Here is a 23,767-nt window from a genome sequence, read left to right as displayed (position 1 = left end):
ACTGAAAACAAGATTTACTAAGGCTGCTGTCCGGCCAGCGCCCGAAATCATCGGGCAATAGTTTACTTTGCCAGACCCAATACTTTCGTTGTATCTGCCTGATAATCTACGTGGCCCAGTCAACCAGCTACCCTCTTAATCCCACCCGGTGAGTTCATCTAAAGCCCCCGCCAAAACCGCCAAGCCGGCGGCCCCCAGCCTATTCGAGCGCGCCCCCGAGCCGGGCCTGGAAGTAGTGCACGCCCGCGCCGAATGCGCCGCCACGAGCACCGCTGCGCAGCTGTTCAGCGGCTACGACCGGGTGCGGGTGCTCACCTATTCCAACAGCATCTCGATGATAGCCCGCCTGGCTGCTTGGTGCCCCGACGTGGAAATCATCTTCGGCCGCGAAGACATCATCAACGACGCCACCAAGCTGCTGCACTTCCAAACGCTGCTGCTCAGCGAAATCCGGGAGGAGCTGACCGGAGCATTAGGTCAGTCTGATGGCAAAAGCTCCGACCTGCATGCCCGTATTGCGGCCGGCACGCTGCGCTTTTTCGTGGTGCAGCAGCTGGTATCGCACGAAAAGCTGTTCCTACTCGAAAACAGCACCACCGGCGACACCCGCGTGCTGGCCGGCAGCGCCAACCTCTCGGAGCGCGGCTTTGGCGGCGTGCAGAACGAAAGCTTCTACGTATTCGACAACGACCCCGTGGCCTGGGAAGCCAAGCAGGCCAAGTACCTCGCAATCCGGGAGCAGTCGGCTGCGCCCGTGGCCGAAGAGGCATTCACCGACGAGCGGCTTGATGCCTCCCACCTGCCAATTTTTAACCCCGCCCGCGCCACGGCCAGCAACGGCCTGCCTACCATCTACGTGATTGAGCAGGCCCCTCCGGGGCCGGTCGTCATTGAGAAGTTCCTGGCCCAACGCCCACCCAAAGTGCTGACCGAGCTGGCCGCCCAGCTTGTGACCAGCAAAAACGCGGTGCGCGTGGACCGCAAGATTGCCACCGAAGGCATTCGCTACGTTAAATCCAACCAGCGCACGGCCGAGCACAACGACGAGGAAACCGTGACCGTGGACTGGCGCACAGCCCGCGTCACGCGAGGCGGCCAGCCCTGGTCGCTGAATGTAGCCGATGCCGACGTGGCCGCCGATGCCGCCCTGCTGATTGAATATTTCGCCGGCTACGAGCAGTTTCATGGCAACACTGACAAGCTGGCCCGCGACTACTTCACCTTCCAGTGCTGGCTGTACTTGAGCCCGTTCCTGTGCGATTTGCGCAACGACGCGTCCCGCAACGGCTTCATCTACGACTACCCCATCTTCGGCATTCTCTATGGACGCAGCAACTGCGGCAAGTCGGAGCTGATTCGGCTGCTGCTCAAGTCCATGTTCGGGCTCGACGGCTTTCTGGAAAAGGACTGGTTCACGAAGTCGAAAGTGGCCGGCCTGCGCGAGCAGAACCAGCGCTACCCGCTGGCGTTCGACGACCTGGACGCTACCCGTTTCAATTCCCACGCCGTGGCCCTCATCAAGGAAGACCACCTGGTGGGCCAGTACCCTGCCGTGGTGCTCTCGATGAACCAGGAGAAGGACAGCTTCGAAACTGAGATTCGCAAGCGCTGCCTCGTGCTCTACACTGATGCCTCGCTGCCCGACCACACCGGCGTGAGCCGCACCCTGGCCCGCCAAGTCAAGCGCCTCAAGTCGCAGCTCGGCACCGCCTTCTACCGGCGCTACCTGCTGCGCGTCTGCGAGAAGTTGCAAACGGAGGGCTTCCCGCTGGATATTCTCACGTTTTCCAGCGAAATTCTGGTCGCGATGTTTCGTGAGTCCTTGCACCCGCAAACGGAGCTGCCCGCGTGGTGCACCGTGGTTTCGCTCGATGGCTACACCCGTGGCAAGCATGACAAAGTGCGAACGGAGTTACTCGAAATCCTGCAGCACAACCCTACCGCCTGGCAAATCAGCGGCACCCGGGCCGTGCTCATCATGGAGCCCATGACGCTGCGCAAACTGCGCAAGGACATTCCCGACTACCTGCTAAGTAGCAGCCGACAGGGTGACCGGCTGGTCTTTAAAAAGGACGAGCTGGAAGCCTTCTTGGAAGTACAGATGGGCAAAAAACAAAGCTGGTGGCGACGCGTTTTGGGCGACCAATAGCAACTAGGTTTCTAAATTACCCCAAGGGCTTCGCGCTCATGTTGTTGCTGGCAATGGAAGCAGTGGCTGAGGCCTTCTCGTCCTGAGTAGGGCGTAGGCGAATTGTGCGCGAAGCGCACTGCGCTACATTGGTCATTATCGTGATATACACGAGCACCTTCATTCGGTACGGCCGGCTCTAGGATGCTTTTAAATTGAGTATCAGGGAACCACACTGGGGAAATACGCATGAGAAAAGAGGTGAGTGTTCATAAATGTGCAACGGAAAATCGAATTCATACCACGGCAATGAAAAGAACCTACGAAGCATAAATTTTTACAATTGTAAAATAACAGTCTTTATAACGCAATTGTTATATCGCAACTGTATTTCAATAAATGTAAAATAACAATTTCAAAAAAATAATCGTACATTAGTACTTCCTTTAGAGCCCTGTTTTATGAGTCAGCAAAGCATCACTCTTGACCGCACTACGCAGTGGGAACCTATCTGCTTCCCAGTCGAAACGAAGCCTTTGATTGAGTTGCTGCCCGAAGGCTACGCGCTGCTACCTAGTGACCGAAGGCTGGCTATTATCGGTGAAATGTCACCGGGACATAAAAGTATCTTCGCTCTGCAGAGCGCTGAGTACAGCTTAGTGCCAAATGAGTTACTTCGCCGGGTAGCGGATGAGCATTTCGCTGGCCACAAGTTGGATGTGCGCTATACAGCGCAAGGCGAGTTCAGCATTACCCTGATTCTGCCCACAGAAATTGCCATCCAGTCGGCAAATGGTCCGGCAGACATTCTATCTCACTCGCTAATTATCAACAACTCCTACTCAGGCAAAACACCCCTGACCTTGCAGGGTACGGCATTGAAAGAATACCGGCAGGAGCATACCGAGTTAAAAATGCGGGTTAGCTATTACCGGCGGATTTGCTCGAATGGCTTAATGGGATGGGCCGACGACTACCTGAACATGGATGACTACCTAACCTGGCTGGCTAATGGCAAACCTAAAAAACATAAGGATGCCAGACGAGTGGAGGAACGTGGGCTCACCGAGGTAACCAGGCGTGAGGGTGAGCAGGAAGTGGAAGTATTGATGCAAAAGAAATTCACCCACAAAGGCCTAAGTCTGGAATGGTTTGAACAGCATTTGGCCGAGATTTTTCAAGCCTTTAAGCGGCAGCAGGGTTCGCTCACGGCGCAGGTGTATCAGCAATTGGCTCATCAGGCTGCACCAATCGACCGTGAAAAACTCCTGGCTGAAACTGGCCTGCCTAAGATGCTGGCCCGAACCGCGCTGGAACGCCTGCAAAAAGAAGAGCGGGAACTGGAAACTCCAGCCAATCTGTGGCTGGCCTATAACGCGGTGAACTATGCCCTCTTCAATAGTCGGAGCTCGTTGACCATCAATGACCGTTACCGACTGGACGAAGCAGCATTTCACCAGATGGCCACCCTAGCCGTGAGCTAGCTCTTGCTCAGTTGACATATGACCACCCTACATCACAGCGGGAAAGAGGTAAAGCAATTCAAGAAGTGGCAACGCTTTGTTGATATTCCCAGTCTTCGGGCGACAGAATGGCCTGCATAAAGGCAGAATAGCCCTGGTCGCGCCGTTCCAGCGCGTGCCGGCGTAGCGCCAGGCTGCTTTTGCTTTGCTCAAAGCCTTCCTGTTCGACCACGCGGCGCATGTTGGCGGGCAAGCCTTCGAGCCAGTCCAGGTAGTCGGCTTCGGTGATTGCGCCCACGCCCTGCTGCTGGTAGTGGTAGCTGGCATTGCCCAGCCGGAACAGGCGGGCGTGCTCGGCCCGCTGCTCTTTGGGGAGTGCAGCCAGGAATTCCAACTGCGACTGGTGGTACTTATCGAGTGGGTGTCGGGGCTGGAGCAGGTTTTCCATACCTTATATAATAGGTGCGCCAAGTTACAAACCCAGCGAGTGCGCCGCGTTGTAGGCGATGATATCGTCGAGCCGGGAGTAGCGGCTAATCATGGCGTCCGTTTTCTGCTTCGTCTGGTTTTTGATAAACTCGTTGGACTGCCCGTTGAGCTTAGCGGTGGTGATAAAGGAAGCGCGCAGGGAGTGGGCCGAATACTTCTCGCCCAGGTGCTCCTTCACCAGCAGGTTCACGCGCCGGTCCGACAGCCGCCGACGTGAAGGAGTGCCCGCTTCACCGGTTTTGCCCCGCGAGAGCGACACGAACACCGGTCCCTCGCTGCGCTCCCCCAACAGTTCCACCCAGGCCTTGTAGGCCCGGATGGGACAGAACAGAGGGTTGGAAGCGTAGAAAACAGCTTTTTGCTCCAACTCCCCGGCCTGGTTGGTTTTGCTTTTGGGCAGGCTCAGGATGAGGGCCGCATCGGTCAGCTCGATGTGTTCCAGGTTCAGGCCCACCAGCTCGGAGCGGCGAAAGGCGCCAGTGAAGCCTATTAATAGGAGTGCGCGCGCGCGTACACCTTCGGGCCGAGTCAGGTCCAGCTCGCTAATGCACTTTTTGAGGTGGGCGACCGAGAAGGCCGGGGCCTGCTTCTGCTTTTTGCCCACGGCGCGGGCCACACCCTTGCGCAGCACGTCCAGCGCCGGCGCGCTGATGGCGGAGGGCAGCCCGAGCAGCTGGTGGTTTTTCTCGATGGCGGCTAGGTGCCGGTTGATGGTGGCCAGCTTGCGCGGGATGTCGGCCAGGTGGGCAACGTAGCTGGCGAGCGTGGCCACGGCGGCCGGCCAGGGCGTGAACTCGTGCGCGGCGCAGAAGGCTTCGTAGCTGCGCAGGTCGGCCGAGTACGCCAAGCGGGTATTATCCGCGCCTTCGAGGCCGAGGGTTAAGTAGCGTCCGACGTTGGGTGCAACTTGGCCGGCCAGGTCGTTGGCCAGCGCCAGGGCCGGCAGCTCGCCGGTCACGGCCGGTAGGTTCTTTTTTCCCTTTGGTACCATCTATGTTTTTGCAATTGCAAAATTGGGACTGCAAGTGCGCTCCAAATGTACGCAAAAATTAGGTCCGATAACTAAGTATTATGGAACCTAAGTTTATTGAGAAAGCGGGCAATTCAATTATGAGGTTCGGCCTGTTGTGCTTGTGCAAATTTCCGCCCGCACTTCGCCTTACTTCGCCGCCGTTGTTGGCCGGCTTTGGTGCAGCAGCCAGTTGAGCTTGGTCATGTGGTGCATCTGGTCGTAGGCGGTCAGGTCAGTGCCCGGCGGGAGCTGGGCATCGAGCAAATCATGAAAGCGGTGATTGTCGAGGAAAGCCTGTTTCAGGGCCAGCAGGGTCAGGGGCTGAATGGGCGCGGCGGCCGTTGGGCTGAAGTACAGTCGCACGGAGCCGGGGTTCTTCCCCACGGTGGGTTGCTCCACCTTGTAAAGCAGCAGTTCCTCGCCGGGATTCAGGATGGGGTAATGCTCGTTGCGTGCCGCGAAACGGTACTCGTGCCCGTCGCAGTCGCGAAACCCGAACAGGCGGTCTTTGGCTACCTGGTAGGGCTTGCCAGCGTGCACGACCGTCACGTAAGGCTTGCCATTGAATTCGTGCAGGCGCAGCTTATGGGTTTCGGTCAGGCAGTTCACGGCCAGCGTGAGGTGGTGCTGACGAAAGTCCTCGGCGGATTTATAGAGTCCGCCGCCCAGCGGAGCCGTTTGCGCCATGCAATCGGCCGACGAAAGCAGGCTCATGAGTAAGAAGAGGGAGGTTCGCATGGTCGGAAACAGTGAAAAGTGGGCTCTGCCAATTCCAGTCCGCAGATGGCTTGAGCGGTGTTGCAAGACCCGGTGAAGGTCGCAGCGGAGCCGTCCTGCCACCATGATTAATACCGCCATCCTGCGTGACCTTAATCAGGTCCGCCCGGCAGCCGGCAAACCAGTTTGGCCGCCGGGCATCGCCATATAGGGCGGGCTTAACCCCGGGGCTGGCCAGGCATACTACCCCAAAAAACAGCCTGCTATATTTACCGACCGCAATCCGCTTAATTCTACCTGCTTTCGCACGATGATAAAACGCTACGCTCTCCATACCCTGTTATTCCTGTTTTGCCTACCCGCGCTGGCCCAGCGGCCCAAGCCGGCGGCGGTGAGTTTGCCCCCCGCCGATACCGTGTACTTTGACCGGGACTGGGAGCGCACCGAAACCCTGGAGGAGGTTTCCTACGCCCGCATTGCCCACCACGACGCGGCGGGTAAAGCCGTGGGAACCGTGCGCAACTATTATTACCCCTCGTGGAAGAAACAGTGGGAAGGCAAGCTAGCCAGCGAAGGCCCTGACAAACCCACGGGCATTTGCTGCGGCTGGCATCAAAACGGCCAGCCCAGCTTTCGCGGCACCTACGTAAACGGCCAGCAGCAGGCGGACTACAAGAGCTGGCGCGAAGACGGCCGCGAAATCAAGTGCCGCTCGGTGATGCAGGACGCGCTGCCGCTGAGCAATGCCACCATTCATTGCAGCAACTGCATGCACACCAGCCGCAAGGTGTTCACGGTGGATATTCCCGACGGCACGGTGGGCATTGTTTACAAGCTCGACGTGCGCGACGAGGGGCAGCCGCCGGTGTCGTGGTCCACGGCGCTGGCCGTGGCCGCCGTGGTGGGCAGCGGCGGGACGGCCGCCCCGGCCCTGCTGGGCACCGCGGCCTCGGCCCTGACCAGGCAGGGCAATAACGCCCCGCCCACGGTCAGCACCAAGTGCCACTGGTACATCACCGCCGACCCGGCCGCCGCCGACCAGTTTCTGGCCACCAAAGGCACCATTGCAAACGCCCAGGCTTGCCTGCGTGCCGCGTTGAATACACCCCAGGAAACCCGGCCCATTACCTTGCCGCCCGGCACCCGCCAGCTGTTCGTGTGCGTGAACAACGACAACTACACCACCGATGCCACGGCCACGCTGAGCGTGACGGCGCTGGTGCAGGCTTGCAAGTAGGCTAATCCATTGCCTCCCGGCCGAGTAGCTTCCGCACCCAGCTGCGCAGGGCGTAGATTCGGGAGTTGAGGTAGCATTCGTGGCAGTGGCGGAAGCTCCACAAGCAATCTACCGTATCCGTGAACAGGTGGAACAGAATGCCCACGGCAACCATTTGCGTGGCGGGCAGCAGGAGCAGCAAGGCGTACACCGGCACGGCGTAAAAAGAGTGCAGCGGATGATACCCGATGCTGCAGCGCCGTGGTTCGAAGATGGGTTTGGCCAGCAGGTGGTCCAGGTCAATGAGCATCGTGGCCAGCATAATCAGGTAGGCCGTTTGCCACATCAAGGGAAAAAACACCAGCGACAGCACGGCCGGGAAAGCAAAGTGCAGGCTGTAGTGCACCAGCGTTTGGGCACTGAATAGTTTGAATGTGGGTGGCTTACGCGGCTGGCGCGGTGCCACCAGCTGGGGTAAGCTGCGCGTAGAATCCCCGGCCGCTGCTCTGGCATACCTCCTCCTGCCTGGCGTGCCCGCCGGCTCCTGTTTCTCGCTGGGCGCCGTTTCCGGCGGGCGCACGACCCGGGGCCGGACCTCCGCATTTGCCTGCCGCTGCGGGGCGGTGGCATAATCGTGGGCGGTGCCAGTCTTCACGGTGTCGAAGCGCTGGGCTGGCAGCGGGGCACGGAAGCCGGCAGCAGCTGAAAACTGTGGGACAACCGCCGCCGCCCGGCATCCAGCCAGGACCAGGGGCAGACCAGCGGCTACGTATATAATGAGGCGAAAAACCAGCAACGGGGGCATAGTTGGGCTTGTGGTGAACCGGCTACGGGCCGAACGCCAAGGGCTGGCCTTGGCTGGCGGAGCCTGAGCACCCGGGGGCCGGCCGGCTTACTGCAGCCGGTGCAGCATGCGCTTCATCTGGCCAATCTCGCGTTTCTGGGCGCTGATGATGCTATCGGCCAGCGTGCGCACTTCGGGGTCTTTGAGAGTGGCCCGCTCGCTGACCAGAATGGCGATGGAGTGGTGCGGAATCATCGATTCCATGAAGCGCGTGTCGTTGACCAGCGTCTGGCTGCGCAGCATGGCCAGCGCTCCTACAAACACCGCCACGCAGCCCAGCACTATCAGGCGGTTTTTGCCTTTGTCGGGGTACATGTGGGCCATGAAACCCAGCATGAGCAGGCCCATGGCCGATACCATGAGCGTGGTCATATAGAAGCGGTTGATGCTGGGGTAGATGTGGTCCCACTCGTAGGTGTTCAGGTAGGTGATGAGGTGCATCACAACGAACGACGCGGCGAGCATCAGGAAGAATTTGGAGTAGCTGCCCTTGTTCATAACGCAGAGAGAAAAGAGGAAAAATGGGTTAATAGTGAAAGGTGAGGCCCGCGCCCCAGCCGTACTGGTTGTCGTAGTTGGTGCTGAGCGAGGCGTACTTGCTGACCATGTAGCGAAAGCCGAGGGTAAATTCACGGTCGGTATTGCCGCGGATGTCCATAAATACGTTGTTGCTCAAGGGGATGTCGCGGCGCTCCAGCTGTGCCCGCAGCTGGCCGGTGAGGTCGGTGCGCAGCTCGGCGCGCACGAGCAGGGGCAGCAGGTAGTACACGCCGACTTCGGCCTGCCGGCGGAAGTTGCGGTTGTTTTCCTCGGTGCGGCGGTTGCCGCCTTCGGTGTCCGAGGCCGAGCGCAGGGTTTTGTTGTCGCGCAGGTCGTAGCCCACGAAGGCGGCCAGGAACTGTCGCTTGTCGAGGTAGCGCAGCAGGTGGGTTTCGGTTTCGTAGTTGCCCTGGTAGTTTACCCGGCCCTCAAATTCGAGCGCGTTCTTATTGTTGGAGAGGTTGGCTTCCAGAAAGCTGCCCTGCGAATGCACCGCCAAGTCGGCCCAGGGGTAGAGCTTGTTGTCCTCGCGCTTGAGGTGGCGGTAGCCCGTGCGGGCGTACTCGTTTTGGGGGCTACCCTCGTAGCTGATGACGCGGGCCATGCCTGACATCATGTGGTAGAGGGTGTGGCAGTGAAAAAACCAGTCCTGGTCCTCGTTGGCGTCGAACTCAATGGTGACCTTGCCCATCGACTGAATATCAAAGGTGTGCTTCATGGGCGAGTACGCGCCCTGGGCATTCACGAGGCGGAAAAAATGCCCGTGCAGGTGCAGCGGGTGGCGCATCATGGTCATGTTCTGGAATACCATGCGCACGTTTTCGCCTTTGCGGATGGGTATGTTGTCGGACTCGGACAGGGTTTTGTTGTCGAACGACCAAACGTAGCGCAGCATGTTACCGGTTAGGCTGAGGTGGATTTCGCGCCACTGCTTCGTCGAGTCCAGGGTGGTAGGGTGCAGGGCGCGAAGCTGGTTGTAGTTGAAGTCGCCGCTCATGCCGCCCATGGTCATTCCGCCCATGTCCATGCCGCCCATGCTGCCCGAGTCCTGCAGGCTGCCCATGCCCATATCGCCTTTTTCCTGCTGGTTCATCGGGCGGTTGCGGGGCGGGGCCGTGGAGGTGGCCGGGGCGGTGCCCTGCTGCATGTCCATGCCCGCCATGGGGGCTTCGCCTTTCGCTGCGGGCGTCTTCGCGGCCTGGCTGCCGCCCATGTCCATGTTTTTCATGTCGCCACCAGTCGGGGCCGATGCTCCTTTTGCGTCCATCTGGCCGGCCCCGCCCATCTTCATGCCGCTCATGTTGCCCATGCTGTTCATCTCCCGCGTCATCTGGAAGTAGTTGAGCTTGGGCAGGTCGGGGGTGCGCATCGGCTCGCCCTGCCCGAAGTAGCCGGAGGTGTAGCCCGTCACGTCGGAGGAGGTAGCCCGCAGCTCAGCCGCGCCCATCGGGGGCACGGTGATGAGCAGGTCGTAGGTTTCGGCGGTGGCAATTTCCAGCTTGCTGGTTGGGAAGGGCTCCACGTTGATGCCATCGGCGGCGATGACTTGCATCGGCCCGCCGGCATACTGCAGCTTGAAGTAAGTCGAGGCGCCGCCGTTGATGACGCGCAGGCGCACCACTTCGCCGGGCTGGGCATCCTTGAAGTAGTTCAGCTCCTGCCCGTTCATCAGGAACTTGTTGTAGAACACATCGGCCACGTCCATGGCCGGCATGCGCTGCCACTCCTGCTTGAGTTTGTCCTTGACGTAGCCGGCGGCCAGGGCCTCGCCGTAGCTCTGGGTCGCGCCTTTCTGCACGGCAAACCACTCGCCGGCCCGCTTGAGGTAGCGCAGCACTTCCGTGGGCCGGTGGTCGGTCCAGTCGGAGAGCACCAGCACGTACTCTTTCAGCTGATACTGAATTTCTTTGGGCTGCACCACGATGGAGCCGTAGAGGCCCGACTGTTCCTGTACCATGGTGTGGGAGTGGTACCAGTAGGTGCCGCTCTGGCGCAGCGGAAACGTGTAGGTGTGCACCGTGCCCGGCTTGATGGGGTCCGTGTTCAGGTAGGGCACGCCGTCATATTTATTGGGCACCAGCAGCCCGTGCCAGTGCACGGAGGTTTCCATGCCCATCTGGTTGTGCACCCGGATAACGGCCGTGTCGCCCTCGTTGAAGCGCAGCGTGGGGGCCGGAATCTGGCCGTTGATGCCGATGGCGTGGCGCATTCTGCCGGTGAAGTTGACCAGGCGGTCTTCTATGTACAGGTCGTATTCTACGCGCTTGCCCACGTAGCTCGTCCGGGGCACGACGACGGTGCCCTGCGTTTGCTGGGCCGGCGGGGCCGATTGGGTGAGGTAGGGCTCCTTCGCATTCGGCATAGCCATGCCCGGCATTGACTGCGCCCCGGCCCCGAGGGAAGTAAGCAGCAGGGTAAGTAAAATCACAATTCTCATGGCGGCTATTGCTTGGGCGTGGGGTGGTTCCGGGCCGGGTTGTTGTCCTTGAAGCGGAATTTGTCCAGGGGATTGGGCATCGTCATACCGGGCATCGCACCCGTTGCTGGCAGCGCCTGGCCTTTGTCCATGCCGGGCATATCCGCCATTCCCTCCATTTCTGTTGGGGCCTTGCCGGGCTTTTTTGCCCCCGCTGACTGGCTCTTCATGCCCGGCATATTGGCCATGCCGGACATTTCTTTCTGCTGATTCGGGCGGGCCGGGCGGCTCATATCCATGCCTTTCGGCATTGAGGGCGGGGTTTTAGCAGCAGGCATATTCATGCCGGGCATGTCGGCCATGGCCCCCGCTTTGGACGCCGGGTGGGCCGGCTTCGAGTCGGCCATTTTCATGGTGCCCATCTCACCCGCCGCAGCCTTGGCCGGCGCTTTGGGCGCAGTGGCTTGAGTGCTCATATCCATGCCCGGCATGTCAGCGGTGGGGGATTGCGGGCTGGCAGAGGGTCCGGCCTGGTCACCGGTACCGGCCGGTTCGTCATGGCTGCCAGCGTCCCTATCCGAGTGGGACAAGTCGGCCTCATCGTGGCCGTGGCCATGATTTTTATTGAGCAGGTGCCCCTGTGGTCCTACCCCTTCAACGTAGACCAGCTGCGCGCCCCGGTGGCCGGCCACCGATAGCACCCCGGCCGCCGCCAGGGCAAACGCGAGTACCAGAATCTCGTAGGCCCGGCGCTGGATTTTAAAGAAGTCACCGACGCCGCGCAGCAGCAGCGTGATGCCGGAAAGCCACAGGGTATAGCTCGCGTACTTTTCGTGGGCCGCGAACACGGCCGCCGCCCGGGGAGCCAGGCCCGTGGGCATGGCGTGAAACACGGTGCTCGCCGCCAGCGCCCCCGCGAAGCCGCCGGCCATAATGAGCAGCGTCCCCCAGCGCACCTGCTCCCAATCCTTGAAGACCAGTACGGCCTGCAAGGCCGCGCCCAGCAGAATGAGCACGATGGGAACGTGCACGACCAGGGGATGCAGGTTGGGGAAATCTGAAAACATAGGGGCAGTTAAAGGGGCGAATAGGTTACGGATTGCGGCTGCCCAGCCTCCCTGCCCTCAACAAAAACGCCCGACTAGGCCGGGCGTTTTTAGAAGAGTGGAGGCTGCTTAGGCAGCGGCAATCTTAAAGCCGGCCTGCTCGACGGCCTGCACGACTTCGGCCGGCGTGAGCTTGTCCGTGGTCACGGTCAGAATCTTATCGGGGTTAGCCGTGTCGACCTGCCAGTTGCCGGCCCCAGCCTGTGCGTTGAGGGTGGGCGTGACGGCCTTGATGCAGCCGCCGCAGTTGATGTTGGTTTTGAATTGGAGCGTTTTCATGACGATTGGAAGTTGAGGGCCCGAACCGGGCCCGTGCAAATACAACACGCAAAGCTGCGGCCAGCGTGGCACGCCAAGGGTATAGAATTGCGCAGGGGACTTGCATGATTTCCCGTCACCCGGCCAGGAGCAGCAGCTTTAGGCGGCTACGCTCATGCCGGCGCGGCAGGCTTCCTCGCAGCGGCGGCAAGCATCGGCGCACTCCTGGCAATGCTGCATGTGGGTGTGCTTGGCGCACTCGTCGCCGCAGGCCTTGCACACTTCGGCGCACTCGCGCAGCAGGTGCGGGCCGTGCTCGGAGCCACGGGCAATCAGGCGGGCCGTCAGGGCGCAGACATCGGCGCAGTCGCGGTCGAGGCTAATACAGCGGGCCATCATTTTGACATCTTCTTCCTGCAGGCAGGCGGTGGCGCAGTGCTCGCAGGCGGCGATGCAGGCATTGAGAGCGTCGAGGAGAGATTGGTTCTGAGCGTGCATGGGTATTGGAATGAGGAGTGAATGGCGTTTTGCCGGAATTACTCCAGTTTATACCCGCTGTGCTCAGCCTGGTTTTACATCAATTGCCCCGTGGCTTGCATCATTTGGCGCTGCCGGCGTCAGCAGAGGTCCCATCACTTAGCGGAGGATTTGACTTTAATAATTTCATCAATGAATAAAGCTACTTCATTCATCAGTATGCGTCTCACGAACTTATTACAATCGGATTCAGCTAATTTTTCAGTGTGCATGGAAGGCGAACCATCATGCTCATGAACGTACTTGCTGGTAAATTCATAGGGGAAAACGTCAACGTTATTGACGCCTTTGTTCGTGCTTCCAGAGTTGCTAACCTCAACGGTCAGACAGTTCTCGATTTTATAGCCCAGAAGGGATAAGACAGAAGCCCCGTTTGAAAAATTGTTCGTGTCAAGATTCTGCTTATAGTTTATGGGCGCTAAGGCTTTGCCTCGCAGTCCTTCTAAGCTTAATCCATCTAACTTGCTTTCGTCTAGTGTGATATAGCAAGTGTAATGTGCGCCCTCGGAGCGCCAAAGGTCTGAGGTGAAATCGGTTTTGTATTTCCAGTCGTCAGCTGATTGAAAGCCGTAAGCGGGAAATTTTATTTCTGTGTAGAACTTCTTTGTTGCCAGGACAAATTTCTTCCGATTGGCTTTTGAGTCAGGAATTGAAATCTCTTTCGACCTCACTCGGTAGGTTTTAGTGCCTACTTTCTCGGAGCCATAGTAGTAACCAACAATCCATACACCCCAAGTGGTAATCTGCCCCTTAAAGTACCAACCCAGTTGCTTAATGGTGTTTTCGAATAGCATGGTTTCAGAGAGAGGTACGCTTGTTTAAAAGTTGGGACTTCTGATTCTATTGGCAAGGTAGTAGTCTTCACCCTTGCCCCAGCCTAGCCGGGCGCTATGGCTTAACCACACTCATTTCCAACTGCTGCCGGTAGGCCGAGGGCGAGCACTGCGCAAACCGCCGGAACTGACCGGAAAAGTGCGCCAGGCTGCCGTAGCCCAGCTGCCGGGAAATGCGCCCGATGTCGAGCCGGGAAGTAGCCAAGAGTTCCTGCGCGAAAGCCAGCCGCTGGCTGGTGATGTAGCTGATGAGGCTTTCGTGGCCGGGCAGCTGAGCGAAGGCCGCGTGCAGGCGGCGGCTGTCCAGGTCCATTTCCCGGGCCAGGGCTGGAATGAATTCGCGGTGCCGCAGCGTATCGGCGCGGCGCAGCAGCCCGGCCACGGCCAGCTTCACCCGGTCCACCAGCGCCTGCGCAGGGCTTTCCAGCAGGGCAAAGCCGGCCGCGGCCAGCGCCTGGCGAATTAGCGCCCAGTCCAGCTGCTCGGCCCGGCCGGCCACCGTGGCCGCGCCCAGCCGCACATCGAGCACACGCAGCCCCAGACTTTCCAGCTCCCGGCGCACCACCCGAATGCCGCGCGCGCAGACCATGTGCTTGATGTAAAGCACACAGCCGGCATCGTCGGGCGTAAGGAGTGGAGGCAGGGACATAACCAGAAGCTTAGACGGACGGCTGCACCGGGTTGAGGTCGGCGGGCGGGGTAAGCGGCTGGGCATCCAGCTCCTGCGGGTGGGCGTCGAGGCTTACCTCGTGGTGGCCGCGCTGGTACTGGGCCAGGGCCTTGGCGCCGAAAAGCCAGAACACCACCGGCGTCACCACGATGTCGAGAAAGGTGGAGCTGAGCAAGCCCCCGAGGATGACGGTGGCTACTGGGTAGAGGATTTCCTTGCCCGGCGCGTCCTTGGCCAGCGTGAGGGGCACCAGGGCCAGCGCCGCCACCAGGGCCGTCATCAGCACGGGCACCAGGCGTTCGAGCGAGCCCCGGATAATCATTTCCTTGCCGAATTGCTCGCCCTCGTGCTCCAGGAGGTGGATGTAGTGCGAAATCATCATTATGCCGTTGCGCGAGGCAATGCCGGTGAGCGTGATGAAGCCCACCAGCGAGGCAATGCTGAACGTGCCGCCGGTGAGCAGCACCGCCACCACCGAGCCGATGAGGGCCAGCGGGATGTTGAGCATTATCTGCCCCACCATCAGCCCCGACTTGAAGTGCGAGAACAGCACCAGGAAGATGCCGGCCAGCGAGAACAGGCTCAGCCAGAGAATTTTCCGCGAGGCCGACTGCTGGCTTTCGAACTGCCCGCCGTAGGTCAGGTAGTAGCCCGCCGGCAGCTTCACCTGCTGGTTGATGCGGGCCTGCACCTCTTTGACGGTGGAGCCCAGGTCGCGCCCGGCCACGTTCAGCGAGACGGTGATGCGGCGCTGGGTGTTTTCGTGGTTGACGGTGTTGGGGCCGGGCTCGTAGCTCACGTCGGCCACCTGGCTCACCGGAATCAGCGCCCCGGACGGGGTTTCGATGCGGGTCTGGGCGATGGTGGCGATGTCGTTGCGCTGGGCCTCGGGCAGCTTTACGATGAGGTCGAAGCGCTTCTGGCCGTCGAGCATCTGCGACACCACGTCGCCCTGGAACAGGGTTTCGAGCGTGGCCACCACCTGGCCGCGCTCCAGCCCGTAGGCCCGCAGGGCGGCGTCGCGGGGGCGCACCAGCAGCTGCGGAATCTGCACCTGCTTTTCCACCTGCAGGTCCACTACGCCGGGCACCGCGCCGGCCGCCGTGCGGATTTCGTTGGCGTAGCGGCGTAGCTCCAGCAGGTCGTTGCCGAATACTTTGATGGCGACCTGCGCCCGCACGCCGCTCAACAGGTGGTCGAGGCGGTGCGAGATGGGTTGGCCAATGTTCACGTTAACGCCCGTAATCAGGCCCAGCCGCTGGCGCAGGTCGGCCAGGATTTCCTCCCGGCTGCGCATTGTTTTTCCCGCTTGTTTTAGCTCTTCGGGCGTTTTGAAGGCGACTTCGATTTCCGAGTTGTTGACCGACTCGGCGTGCTCGTCCAGCTCGGCGCGGCCGGTGCGGCGGGCGGTGTAGGCCACTTCGGGCAGCTGCAGAATCTGCTCCTCCCCCAAGGTGCCCAGCTTGTTGGACTCGGTGAGCGAGGTGCCGGCCGGGGCCGAGAAGTTGACCGTGAGTGAGCCCTCGTTGAAGGGCGGCAGGAACTCGGTGCCGAAGAAGGGCACCAGCGAGGCGGCCAGCGCGAACAGTAGCCCGGTGACCGTGAGCACCATTTTCGGGTGGGCCAGGCCCCAGTCCAGCAGGCCGGTGTCCTTGCGCTTGAGCCAGCGCACTAGGCCCCCCTCCTGCTCGGCCGCCCGAATCTGCTTCATTTTAGGCAGCAGGTAGTAGCAGAGCACCGGCGTGATGGTGAGCGACACGAACAGCGACGCCACGATGCTGGTGATGTAAGCAATTCCCAGCGGCGCGAAAATGCGCCCTTCCATGCCTTCGAGCGCAAACAGGGGAAGGAACACCAGCACCACTATGATGGTGGCGTACACGATAGAGTTGCGCACTTCCGAGGAGGCCGCATAAATCACCTGCAGGGCCGGTTTGGGCTGGGGCAGGTGCTGGTTTTCGCTCAGCCGGCGGAACACGTTTTCCACGTCCACAATGGCGTCATCGACCAGCTCGCCGATGGCAATGGCCAGCCCACCTAGCGTCATGGTGTTGATGCTGATGCCGGCCACCCGGAACACCAGCGCCGTGACCAGTAGTGACAACGGAATGGCCACCAGCGAAATGAAGGTGGTGCGCACGTTCAGCAAAAAGGCAAACAGGACGATGACCACCAGAATGGCCCCGTCGCGCAGGGCCTCCTCGACGTTGGTAATCGACGACTCGATAAAATCGGCCTGCTTGAACAGGCGGGTGTTCACCTGCACGTCCTTCGGCAGCGAGGGCTTTAGCTCGACCAGCGCCTGTTCCACGGCCTGGGTCAGGCCTACGGTGGCGGTGCCGGGCTGCTTCTCGATGCTCAGAATCACGGCTGGTTTGCCGTTTACGCTGCCGTCGCCGCGCTTGAAGCGCGCCCCGAAGGCCACGGTAGCCACCTGCTTCACGCTTATGGGCGAACCCTGCCGGTAGCCCACGATGATGTTCTCAATGTCGGCCACCGAGCGTAGCCGGCCCAGGTTGCGGATGAGCACCTCCGAGCCGTTGCGGTCGAAGAAGTTGCCGGTGGTGTTGAGGTTGGAGCGGCGCAGGGCCTCTTCGACCTGGGTCACGGTCAGGCCCGTGGCATTCAGGCGGGGCATATCCAGCAGCACCTGGTACTGCAGGTTGTCGCCGCCGATGGGGATGACCTGCGCCACGCCGGGAATGCTGAGCAGGCGCTGGCGCACGGTGTAGTTGGCCAGGGTGCGCAGGTCGGCCGCGTTGGTCTGCTTGCCCCCCGACAGGCCCACCAGCATAATCTGGCCCATCACCGAGGAAATCGGTCCCAGCACCGGCGTGATGCCGGTGGGCAGCTGACCGCTCACGGTTTGCAGCTTCTCGGCCACAATCTGGCGGGCGGTGAAGATGTCGGTACCGTAGTCGAACTCCACGAACACCATGCCCAGGCCGATGGCCGAGTTGGAGCGCACGGCTGCCACGCCGGTGGCCCCGTTGAGGGCCGTTTCCACGGGTAGCGTCACCAGGGCCTCCACTTCCTCGGGGGCCATGCCGGCCGCTTCCAGGAACACGGTCACGCGGGGCCGGTCCAGGTCGGGCAGCACGTCCACGGGCAGCTGGCGCGCCGTGTACGTGCCGGCCACGAGCAGGCCCACGGCAAAGGCCAGCATGAGCAGGCGGTTTTGCAGGGCAAAACGGATGATTCTATCAAGCATCCTTTATTGATTGAGGTAGATGGATTTGAGCTGGTAGGTGCCCACGCTCACCACCCGGTCATTTTCGTTCACGTCGCCGGCCAGCAGCACGGTTTGCTCGCCGTTGGCGGAGCCCGGCTGCACGTAGCGGATTTTGAAGGTTTCGGGGTCGGTGTGCACGAAGACCACCGGCTTGCCATTCAAATCGGTCAGGGCCGAGGTGGGTATGACCAGCTGCTTTTTGCCGCCGCTGCGGCCCAGCACCTGCACGTTCACGGCCTGGCCGGCGCGGAACAGGTTGCTGCCACTGTTATCCAGCTCCAGAATCAGCTGGCGGGCCTGGTTCACCGGGTTTACCACGTTACTAAACACCACCAGCCGGGCCGGGGCGCTGCCGGCCTGCCCTTGCAAGCCTTCTACCTGGAACTGGGCCCCGGCCGGAATCTTGGCCAGGTCCTGCGCAAACACCTGCGCTTCTACCCGCAGCTTGCCGGGGTTGAGCACCCGAAACAGCTCGTCGCCCTGCGTCACCTGCTGGCCCACGGCCAGGGTGAACACGTCCACCGTGCCACTGATGGGCGAGGTAATCGTGACGCGGCGGTTGCTCGCCTGCCCGTTGAGAATGCCCGCGTTCTGGCGGGCCTGGCGCAGGCGCAGCTCGGCGGCCACCACGTCCTTGCGGGCGGCGATGTCGGCGATGGTTTGCAGGCGGGCGTAGTCCTGCTGGGCGGCGCGCAGCTCGGCCTGGGCGTTGGCCCGCTCGGTGCTGAGGCCGATTTGCTGGGTGGCGTCCAGGGTCTGGTCGATGACGGCCAGCGCCTGCCCGGCGCGAACCGGCTGGCCCACTTTGGCCGACAGGCTCACGATGCGTCCGGTCTGGGGCACCACCACCCGCCCTTCGCCCCCGGACGATGAGGATACAGAACCGTAGAGCGTCAGGCGATTATAGGTATCGGAATAGCTGGCCAGTGCCGTGCGCACGCCGAACAGAAACTGGCTTTCCTTGGGCAGGGCCACGGCATCGGTCAGGGCGGGCCCAGAGCTGGGTTTCGCGGCTTCGTCGTGCCCGGGATGCGCCAGCAGCGCGGCCGGGGGGGGCAATAGCACGGAAAAGGCCAGGCCGAGGGCGGCCGTGGCGGCGAGAAACTTATGCGTGGTTTTCATAAACAGCGGGCGTTGAGGTGGGGACGGCGGCCGAGCGACGGCGGCGCATAACCAGGGCGGTGGCGGCAATGCCCAGCGCGAAGGCCCCGAAGAGCAGCAGCACCGTTTTCCAGGAGCCGATGAGCGGCGCCGCCGCCGGGGCTGGAGCCGCCGCCACGGGCAGCAGCTTGCCGACCTCGATGCCGGAGAGCAGCATTAAGTCGGCCTTGTCGCCGGCCACGATGTTCACGGCTAGGCTGTACTTCTTATCGGCCGGAAACGTGCCCTCGACCAGGTAGGCCCCCGGCGACTTTTCGCTGACCGTGAACTTCAAATCGGCTGCTTCCGGGCAGGTCACCGTCAGCCTGGCTCCTTTGATGGGGGCATTGGTGGCGTAGTCCGACACGAACAGCCGCATGTCGGCGTCTTCGCCCTTTTTCAGGGGCTCGAAGCGCAGCAGCAGCTCGAAGGCCTCGGACAGCGCGGCCACCGAGAAGGTGGTGGCCACCGGCCCGGCCGAGGGCTTGGCCGCGTCGCCGTGGTCTTCGCCGCCGTGGGCGCGGGCCCCGGTGGCCAGCAGCAGCGCCAGCAAAAGCAGGAGGAGTTTCTTCATTATTGTCCCCGCAGGTAATTAAGTGCAACGATGGCCTGACGGTAGTCGCGGATAGTAGTCAGGTAAGTATTCTGGATGGTAAAGGCCTGGTTCAGGCTCTGAATCAGCACGAGGTAGCTGATTTCGCCGGCCTTGAACAGGCGTTGCGACTGGCTGATGATGGCCCGCGACTGGGGCAGGCCGGTCTGCTCGTAGTAGGTGAGCGAGGCGGCGAACTTGCGCGTGTCGGCCAAGGCCTGCTGGTACTGGGTGCCCAGGTCGAGGCGTTGCACCTGCAGCTGGGCCTGGGCGGCCTTGCTGCGCGCCGTGGCCGCCTGCAGCTGCGCGCGGTAGGTCCAGAACCAGATGGGCACCGACACCCCAAACTGGAAGCGGTACTTCACCACGGAGTTCTCATAGGCCTGATTCTGGTAGCCCAGCGTGAGGGCCGGGGTGCGCCGGGCCCGCACCAGGCTGATGCCCGACTGGCTCAGGGCCACGTTCTGGCCGTAGTAGGCCAGCGTGGGGCTCAGGGCCACGGCGGCGCTGTCCTGGGTGGGCAGCGTGCCCAGCAGCTCCGCGCCGGCGCGGGCCAGCTCCGGGCCGGTCTGGCGCAGGTCGGTATCGGCGGTGAGGTTGGCTTCCGGCTGCCCGAGCAGCAAACCCAGGCGGCGCTGCGCCGAGCGCTGGTCCACCACGGCCTGGTCGAGCTGGTTACGTACCTGCCGGGCTTCGGCCTCGGTGCTCACGCGCTGCAAGGCGGTCACTTCGCCGGCCTTGAACAGGCGGTCGGTGGCCACCTGCAGCGTCCGAAACAGGCTGTCCTGGTAGGTGAGCTGGCGCACCTGCGCCTCGGCAAACTGCAGGCTCAGGTAGGCTTGGCGCACGTCGCGCCGCACGGTGGCGCGGTTCACGTCCAGGCCCCGCTCGGCCAGGGTGATGCCGGCCTGCGCGGCCTGGGCCTGCCGGCGGTATACCGTGGGGAAGTCGATGGTTTGCACCACGCCGGGGGCCCACCGCTCACCCGTGGGCGCGGAGAACAAAAAATCCGGGTTGGTGGGCGAAAAGCTGCCGCGCTTCAGGGCGCGCTGCTCGGCGATTTCCTCGGCCGACTGGCGCAGGCGCGGGTGCCGGCGCAGGGCCTGCTGCTCGGCGCTGTCGAGGCGTACCACGACTTGCTGCGCCCCCGCTGGTCCGGCCAGCAGCACCAGCCACAGCAGCAAGAGTACCGGCCCGGGCCGCCGGCGGTGACGAATGAGAAGAGTATTCATAAGCGTTGGTTAGGCCACTGGCCCCTCCGCCGGCAGCAGCCAACGGAGGGGGGCGGTACACGAAGAGCGGCCCGGAAGCGAGCCGCCGGCAGCTAGGATTTTCTGACCAGCGCCATGCCGCACTTCGGGCATTTGCCCGGCTCGGCGGCGGCCACTTCCGGGTGCATGGGGCAGGCGAACGCCGCGCCCACGGCCTTGTGGCCGCGGGCCTCGTCCAGCTTGTCGAAGCGCACGGTCAGGGCCTTGCCGTCGGCCGTGTTCAGCGTCATGATGGCCGTGCGCACCTTGGCCCCGGCGGGCAGCTTGGCAGTGAGGTGGTCATCGCCGGCCAGGGCCAGCGGCACGGTCACGGTGGCGTTGGTGCTCAGCTGCACCAGCACCGAGCCGCTCATGCCCTTGTTGGGCTGGGCGCTCATCTTGGCACCCAGCAGGTAAAAGGCCAGCTCGGTGGGCTGGGCCACGAGCTCCAGGTGATAGGGGCTGGCCGAGCGCACCACGCCGCCGTGGGGGGCGACGTGGGCGTGGGTTTCACCCGCCGCCATTTCGGCGTGCTGAGCGTGGGCGAGGGGCGCGGCAGCTAGCAGGGCCAGCGCGGCGAGAAGGGAGCGGAGCATTTTCATAAAGGGGCGTAGCAGTACAGGCGGTGCGGATTAAGCCTTTTTGACCAGGTCCATCTCGCAGGTGGGGCACTTGCCGGGCTTGCTGCTCCGGCTACCCTCGCAGCCCATCGGGCACTCGTACACGGCCGCCGTCGGCTTCATCTTGCCGGCATTTTTGGCGTGCCAGGCTTTGAACTGCTCAATCTCCTTTTTCTGGGCATCAATCATCATTTGCGCCATCTCCTTGAGCTTGCTGTCCTTGCCGTGGGCCAGCTCTGCTTCGGCCATGTCCATCGCACTCTGGTGGTGCACGGTCATCAGCATGTTGAAGTTCATGTCCGGGTCGGCCACCGTCGCGGGCATGTTTTTCATCATGTGGTCCATGCTGGTTTTCATCTGGGCCGTGAAGGGGTCGGCCGGGTCCTGGGGCTTGTAGTTGGTCGGGGCCGAGTCTAGGCGCTCGGCAATGGGCTCCAGCTCGCCGATTTCCTTCTGCTGGTCGGCTTTGATTTTCTCGGCCATCTGGCGCATGGTGGCGTCCTTGCCGTCGCGCAACTCGATGTCGGCCATGGCAACGGCGCCCTTGTGGTGCTCCATCATCATGTGGGCAAAGTCGTGGTCGGTGTTGCCCTTGGGCTTCATGGCGTCCATCTTGGCCATCATCTCGTTCATGGAGGCCACTAGGGGCGAGGTGCCGGCGGTGCCCTCAGCCATTTTGGAGTGGTCCATGCCGGCCATATCGCCGGCCGCGGCGGTGGTATCGGCCGTAGCCGAAGTCGTTTCGGTAGCCGTGGTGTCGGCCGACTTGTCGGAGTTGCAGCTGCCCAGCAGCAGGGTGCCCGAACAGAGGGCAGCGAGAATGAATGCGGACTTTTTCATGGAGTTTGGGTTGGGGTTAGCGGTGAAAAAATGAGGTTTTGGGTCCGAGGTTAGGCCTTCACGTTGATGGTGAAGTCGCCGGTGTGAATCTGCCCGCCGTGGTTGAACTGCAGGAAAACGCGGTACAGGCCGGGCTTTTCGAAGTTGGTGTTGAAGCCGATGACAGGGCCCTTGTCGGCCTGGTCGTTGGGGTGCACGTGCAGGTAGCGCTCGGTGTCTTCGCTGATGACCACAACGTGGCCCAGCGCCCCGAGGTACTTGTCGAGGTCGGTCACGGGCTGGCCGTTTTTGCTCAGCGTGATTTTCATGCCCAGCAGCTGGCCCACTTTCAGCTCCTTGTCAAAAGCCAGCGTGGCCTGGTAGCCATCCTTGCTCCACTGCATCTGGTCCTGGCGGAACTTGACGGGCGTGTACTTGGGCCCCTGCACGCTCACCACCTGGCGGCCGAGCTGGTGGCCGCTGCCATCGGGCGTGTAGTCCTGAAACAGCACATAGTCGCCGCCCTTGGGGAAGGTGAACGCGGCCTTGTAGTTGCCATCGGCCGTGAACTCGGGGTGCTCGTGGTCGAACACCGACAAGTCCTTGCGGACGATGATGAGGTGGATTTTCTTCTCGTGCACCACCGCCAGCGGCACCGGCGCTTTCTCGTTGCCGATTTCCTGCGGGGTGTAGGTGAGCGTAACGGGCTGGCCGGCCACGAGCTGCATAGGCTTGGGCTCGAACTGCATCTGGTAGCTCTTGCCGTTGCTCACCTGGTCGTTGTGGACCAGCTCCATGCCGCACTTGGGGCACTTCTCGCCGGGCTTGGTGCTGGTCACCTCCGGGTGCATGGGGCAGGCGTAGGTGTGGCCCCCGGCGTGGGCAGCCGTGCTATCGGGCGCGGTGCCGGTGGGCGTGGTAACGGTGTTGGTGGCGCTGCTGCTGGACGAATCGGAGGAGCAGCTGGCAACGGTGAAAACGCTGGCAGCGGCCAGCAGCGGAACAAGAAAGCGGTTCATGAAAACGGGTATGGGATGGGAAATCCGGCCCCGGAAAGGGCCGTTGGGGCCTACGCCTGCCACTGCTGCCAGAGCACGAAGCCCAGGGCGGCAGCCAGCCCGGCGTAGAGCAGGTAGGACAGCCAGCGACGGCCCGGCCCACGCGGGGGCGGCGCACCGGCCTCCTGACAGCAACTCTTCATTGCGCGGGAGGAAAAACCAGGAAAATGGGGGAAGGGGGCGCGGCCGGGCCACGCGGACGAGCAAACGAAAAGGCCCGCCCCGGACATAGCATAGCTATGCCGGCGCGAGCCTTAGCGCGTCGGAACAATCAGACAGTCAGCGACTGGATGAAAATGCGGATGTCGGGTATTTTGGGCGGCAGGTGCTCCCTGGGCACCAGCGTGACCGCGCAGGTACGGTCCCACTTGCCGGCGGCGGGCCGGAAGTGAAAATCCATGGCTTCGGGCAGTAACGCCGGAGCGGGCACCAGCAGCTGCTTCTGCGCCGGAGAAGTCAGCGACGAAAGCAGCGAGGCCGATTTGTCCTTGCAGCAGTCATGGTTGCGGGTCGACTTGCCCGGGTGGCCATCATGCTTGCCGTGATGCTCGGCTACTGCGCCGTGGCCGTGGCAGCCCGGATGCGCGGACTTTTCCGCTTGGTGGTGGCTCATGGCCGCCATTGGCGGAGCCATCTGGGCAGGGTTCACCGATGCGCACCAGCACTGCCCCACGAACACATTGACGAAGACGAGCAGGAAGCTCGTCGCCAGCAAACGGCGGAAGGGGAACAGGCTACGGAACATAACGGGCACTAAGCAACCGCAAAATTAGACTTATCTCCGGGAAGGAGTAGGACTGCATATCTACCCGCAATGCCCCGAAAGG

23 protein-coding genes are annotated in these 23,767 nt (G+C 62.0%); 3 read left to right on the top strand and 20 right to left on the bottom strand.

The window, feature by feature from the left end; translation table 11 throughout:
* The first annotated feature begins 148 nt into the window (after window positions 1-148).
* Together I2I01_RS22235 and I2I01_RS22230 are read left to right on the top strand one after the other, a co-directional pair.
* Complete coding sequence (locus tag I2I01_RS22235; RefSeq protein ID WP_196288736.1) at window positions 149-2,149, top strand: phospholipase D-like domain-containing protein; 2,001 nt, start codon at window positions 149-151, stop codon at window positions 2,147-2,149.
* 440 nt (window positions 2,150-2,589) lie between these two features.
* Complete coding sequence (locus I2I01_RS22230; protein WP_196288735.1) at window positions 2,590-3,612, top strand: hypothetical protein; 1,023 nt, start codon at window positions 2,590-2,592, stop codon at window positions 3,610-3,612.
* Window positions 3,613-3,670: 58 nt separating this feature from the next.
* Here the strand turns inward: I2I01_RS22230 and I2I01_RS22225 are convergent, their stop codons facing one another.
* The 3 genes from I2I01_RS22225 to I2I01_RS22215 all read right to left on the bottom strand — a co-directional run bounded on the left by I2I01_RS22225 (window position 3,671) and on the right by I2I01_RS22215 (window position 5,830).
* Window positions 3,671-4,039 (bottom strand): hypothetical protein, encoded by a 369-nt coding sequence (locus I2I01_RS22225; RefSeq protein ID WP_196288734.1) that lies wholly within the window; start codon window positions 4,037-4,039, stop codon window positions 3,671-3,673.
* Between the two features lie 24 nt (window positions 4,040-4,063).
* Entirely contained in the window at window positions 4,064-5,071 is a 1,008-nt protein-coding gene (locus I2I01_RS22220; protein WP_211538120.1) for a site-specific integrase, read from the bottom strand.
* A gap of 168 nt (window positions 5,072-5,239) precedes the next feature.
* Window positions 5,240-5,830: a hypothetical protein gene (locus tag I2I01_RS22215; RefSeq protein ID WP_196288733.1), complete on the bottom strand. Its 591-nt coding sequence runs from the start codon at window positions 5,828-5,830 to the stop codon at window positions 5,240-5,242.
* Window positions 5,831-6,119: 289 nt separating this feature from the next.
* On the opposite strand from I2I01_RS22215, the gene I2I01_RS22210 reads away from it, so the two are divergent.
* On the top strand, window positions 6,120-7,046 hold the full coding sequence (locus tag I2I01_RS22210; RefSeq protein WP_196288732.1) for a toxin-antitoxin system YwqK family antitoxin: 927 nt from the start codon (window positions 6,120-6,122) through the stop codon (window positions 7,044-7,046).
* 1 nt (window position 7,047) lies between these two features.
* Here the strand turns inward: I2I01_RS22210 and I2I01_RS22205 are convergent, their stop codons facing one another.
* The 17 genes from I2I01_RS22205 to I2I01_RS22130 form a co-directional block, all read right to left on the bottom strand.
* Complete coding sequence (locus I2I01_RS22205) at window positions 7,048-7,830, bottom strand: DUF6122 family protein (protein WP_196288731.1); 783 nt, start codon at window positions 7,828-7,830, stop codon at window positions 7,048-7,050.
* Window positions 7,831-7,917: 87 nt separating this feature from the next.
* Window positions 7,918-8,367 carry a DUF305 domain-containing protein gene (locus I2I01_RS22200; protein WP_196288730.1) on the bottom strand — a complete coding sequence of 150 codons (450 nt, stop codon included), beginning with the start codon at window positions 8,365-8,367 and terminating at the stop codon, window positions 7,918-7,920.
* Window positions 8,368-8,395: 28 nt separating this feature from the next.
* On the bottom strand, window positions 8,396-10,837 hold the full coding sequence (locus I2I01_RS22195) for a multicopper oxidase domain-containing protein (RefSeq protein WP_196288729.1): 2,442 nt from the start codon (window positions 10,835-10,837) through the stop codon (window positions 8,396-8,398).
* A 14-nt stretch (window positions 10,838-10,851) separates the two neighbouring features.
* On the bottom strand, window positions 10,852-11,892 hold the full coding sequence (locus I2I01_RS22190) for a DUF2231 domain-containing protein (protein ID WP_196288728.1): 1,041 nt from the start codon (window positions 11,890-11,892) through the stop codon (window positions 10,852-10,854).
* 108 nt (window positions 11,893-12,000) lie between these two features.
* Window positions 12,001-12,210: a heavy-metal-associated domain-containing protein gene (locus I2I01_RS22185; protein ID WP_196288727.1), complete on the bottom strand. Its 210-nt coding sequence runs from the start codon at window positions 12,208-12,210 to the stop codon at window positions 12,001-12,003.
* Window positions 12,211-12,348: 138 nt separating this feature from the next.
* A complete protein-coding gene (locus I2I01_RS22180) occupies window positions 12,349-12,687 on the bottom strand; it encodes a four-helix bundle copper-binding protein (protein ID WP_196288726.1) in 339 nt (112 codons plus the stop codon).
* 134 nt (window positions 12,688-12,821) lie between these two features.
* Entirely contained in the window at window positions 12,822-13,520 is a 699-nt protein-coding gene (locus I2I01_RS22175) for a hypothetical protein (protein ID WP_196288725.1), read from the bottom strand.
* Window positions 13,521-13,614: 94 nt separating this feature from the next.
* On the bottom strand, window positions 13,615-14,208 hold the full coding sequence (locus I2I01_RS22170) for a helix-turn-helix transcriptional regulator (protein ID WP_196288724.1): 594 nt from the start codon (window positions 14,206-14,208) through the stop codon (window positions 13,615-13,617).
* Between the two features lie 10 nt (window positions 14,209-14,218).
* Window positions 14,219-17,440: an efflux RND transporter permease subunit gene (locus I2I01_RS22165; protein ID WP_196288723.1), complete on the bottom strand. Its 3,222-nt coding sequence runs from the start codon at window positions 17,438-17,440 to the stop codon at window positions 14,219-14,221.
* Window positions 17,441-17,443: 3 nt separating this feature from the next.
* Window positions 17,444-18,583, bottom strand: a complete 1,140-nt coding sequence (locus I2I01_RS22160; protein ID WP_196288722.1) for an efflux RND transporter periplasmic adaptor subunit — start codon at window positions 18,581-18,583, stop codon at window positions 17,444-17,446.
* A complete protein-coding gene (locus tag I2I01_RS22155; RefSeq protein ID WP_196288721.1) occupies window positions 18,567-19,175 on the bottom strand; it encodes a hypothetical protein in 609 nt (202 codons plus the stop codon). The genes I2I01_RS22160 and I2I01_RS22155 overlap by 17 nt, the downstream gene beginning before the upstream one ends.
* Window positions 19,175-20,425 carry a TolC family protein gene (locus I2I01_RS22150; RefSeq protein WP_196288720.1) on the bottom strand — a complete coding sequence of 417 codons (1,251 nt, stop codon included), beginning with the start codon at window positions 20,423-20,425 and terminating at the stop codon, window positions 19,175-19,177. The genes I2I01_RS22155 and I2I01_RS22150 overlap by 1 nt, the downstream gene beginning before the upstream one ends.
* A gap of 92 nt (window positions 20,426-20,517) precedes the next feature.
* Entirely contained in the window at window positions 20,518-21,039 is a 522-nt protein-coding gene (locus I2I01_RS22145) for a heavy metal-binding domain-containing protein (protein WP_196288719.1), read from the bottom strand.
* A gap of 36 nt (window positions 21,040-21,075) precedes the next feature.
* On the bottom strand, window positions 21,076-21,903 hold the full coding sequence (locus I2I01_RS22140) for a DUF305 domain-containing protein (RefSeq protein WP_196288718.1): 828 nt from the start codon (window positions 21,901-21,903) through the stop codon (window positions 21,076-21,078).
* Window positions 21,904-21,953: 50 nt separating this feature from the next.
* Window positions 21,954-22,901, bottom strand: a complete 948-nt coding sequence (locus I2I01_RS22135) for a heavy metal-binding domain-containing protein (RefSeq protein ID WP_196288717.1) — start codon at window positions 22,899-22,901, stop codon at window positions 21,954-21,956.
* A 50-nt stretch (window positions 22,902-22,951) separates the two neighbouring features.
* Entirely contained in the window at window positions 22,952-23,083 is a 132-nt protein-coding gene (locus I2I01_RS23455; RefSeq protein ID WP_262386163.1) for a hypothetical protein, read from the bottom strand.
* A gap of 128 nt (window positions 23,084-23,211) precedes the next feature.
* Window positions 23,212-23,685, bottom strand: coding sequence for a hypothetical protein (locus I2I01_RS22130; RefSeq protein ID WP_196288716.1), 474 nt, complete (start codon window positions 23,683-23,685; stop codon window positions 23,212-23,214).
* Window positions 23,686-23,767: the final 82 nt, after the last annotated feature.

It is taken from the genome of Hymenobacter properus (assembly GCF_015694735.1).
In the GTDB taxonomy this organism is placed as follows: Bacteria; Bacteroidota; Bacteroidia; order Cytophagales; family Hymenobacteraceae; genus Hymenobacter; species Hymenobacter properus.
Note: the sequence above shows the minus strand (reverse complement) of the source record. Positions and strands in the feature narration are given on the sequence as shown.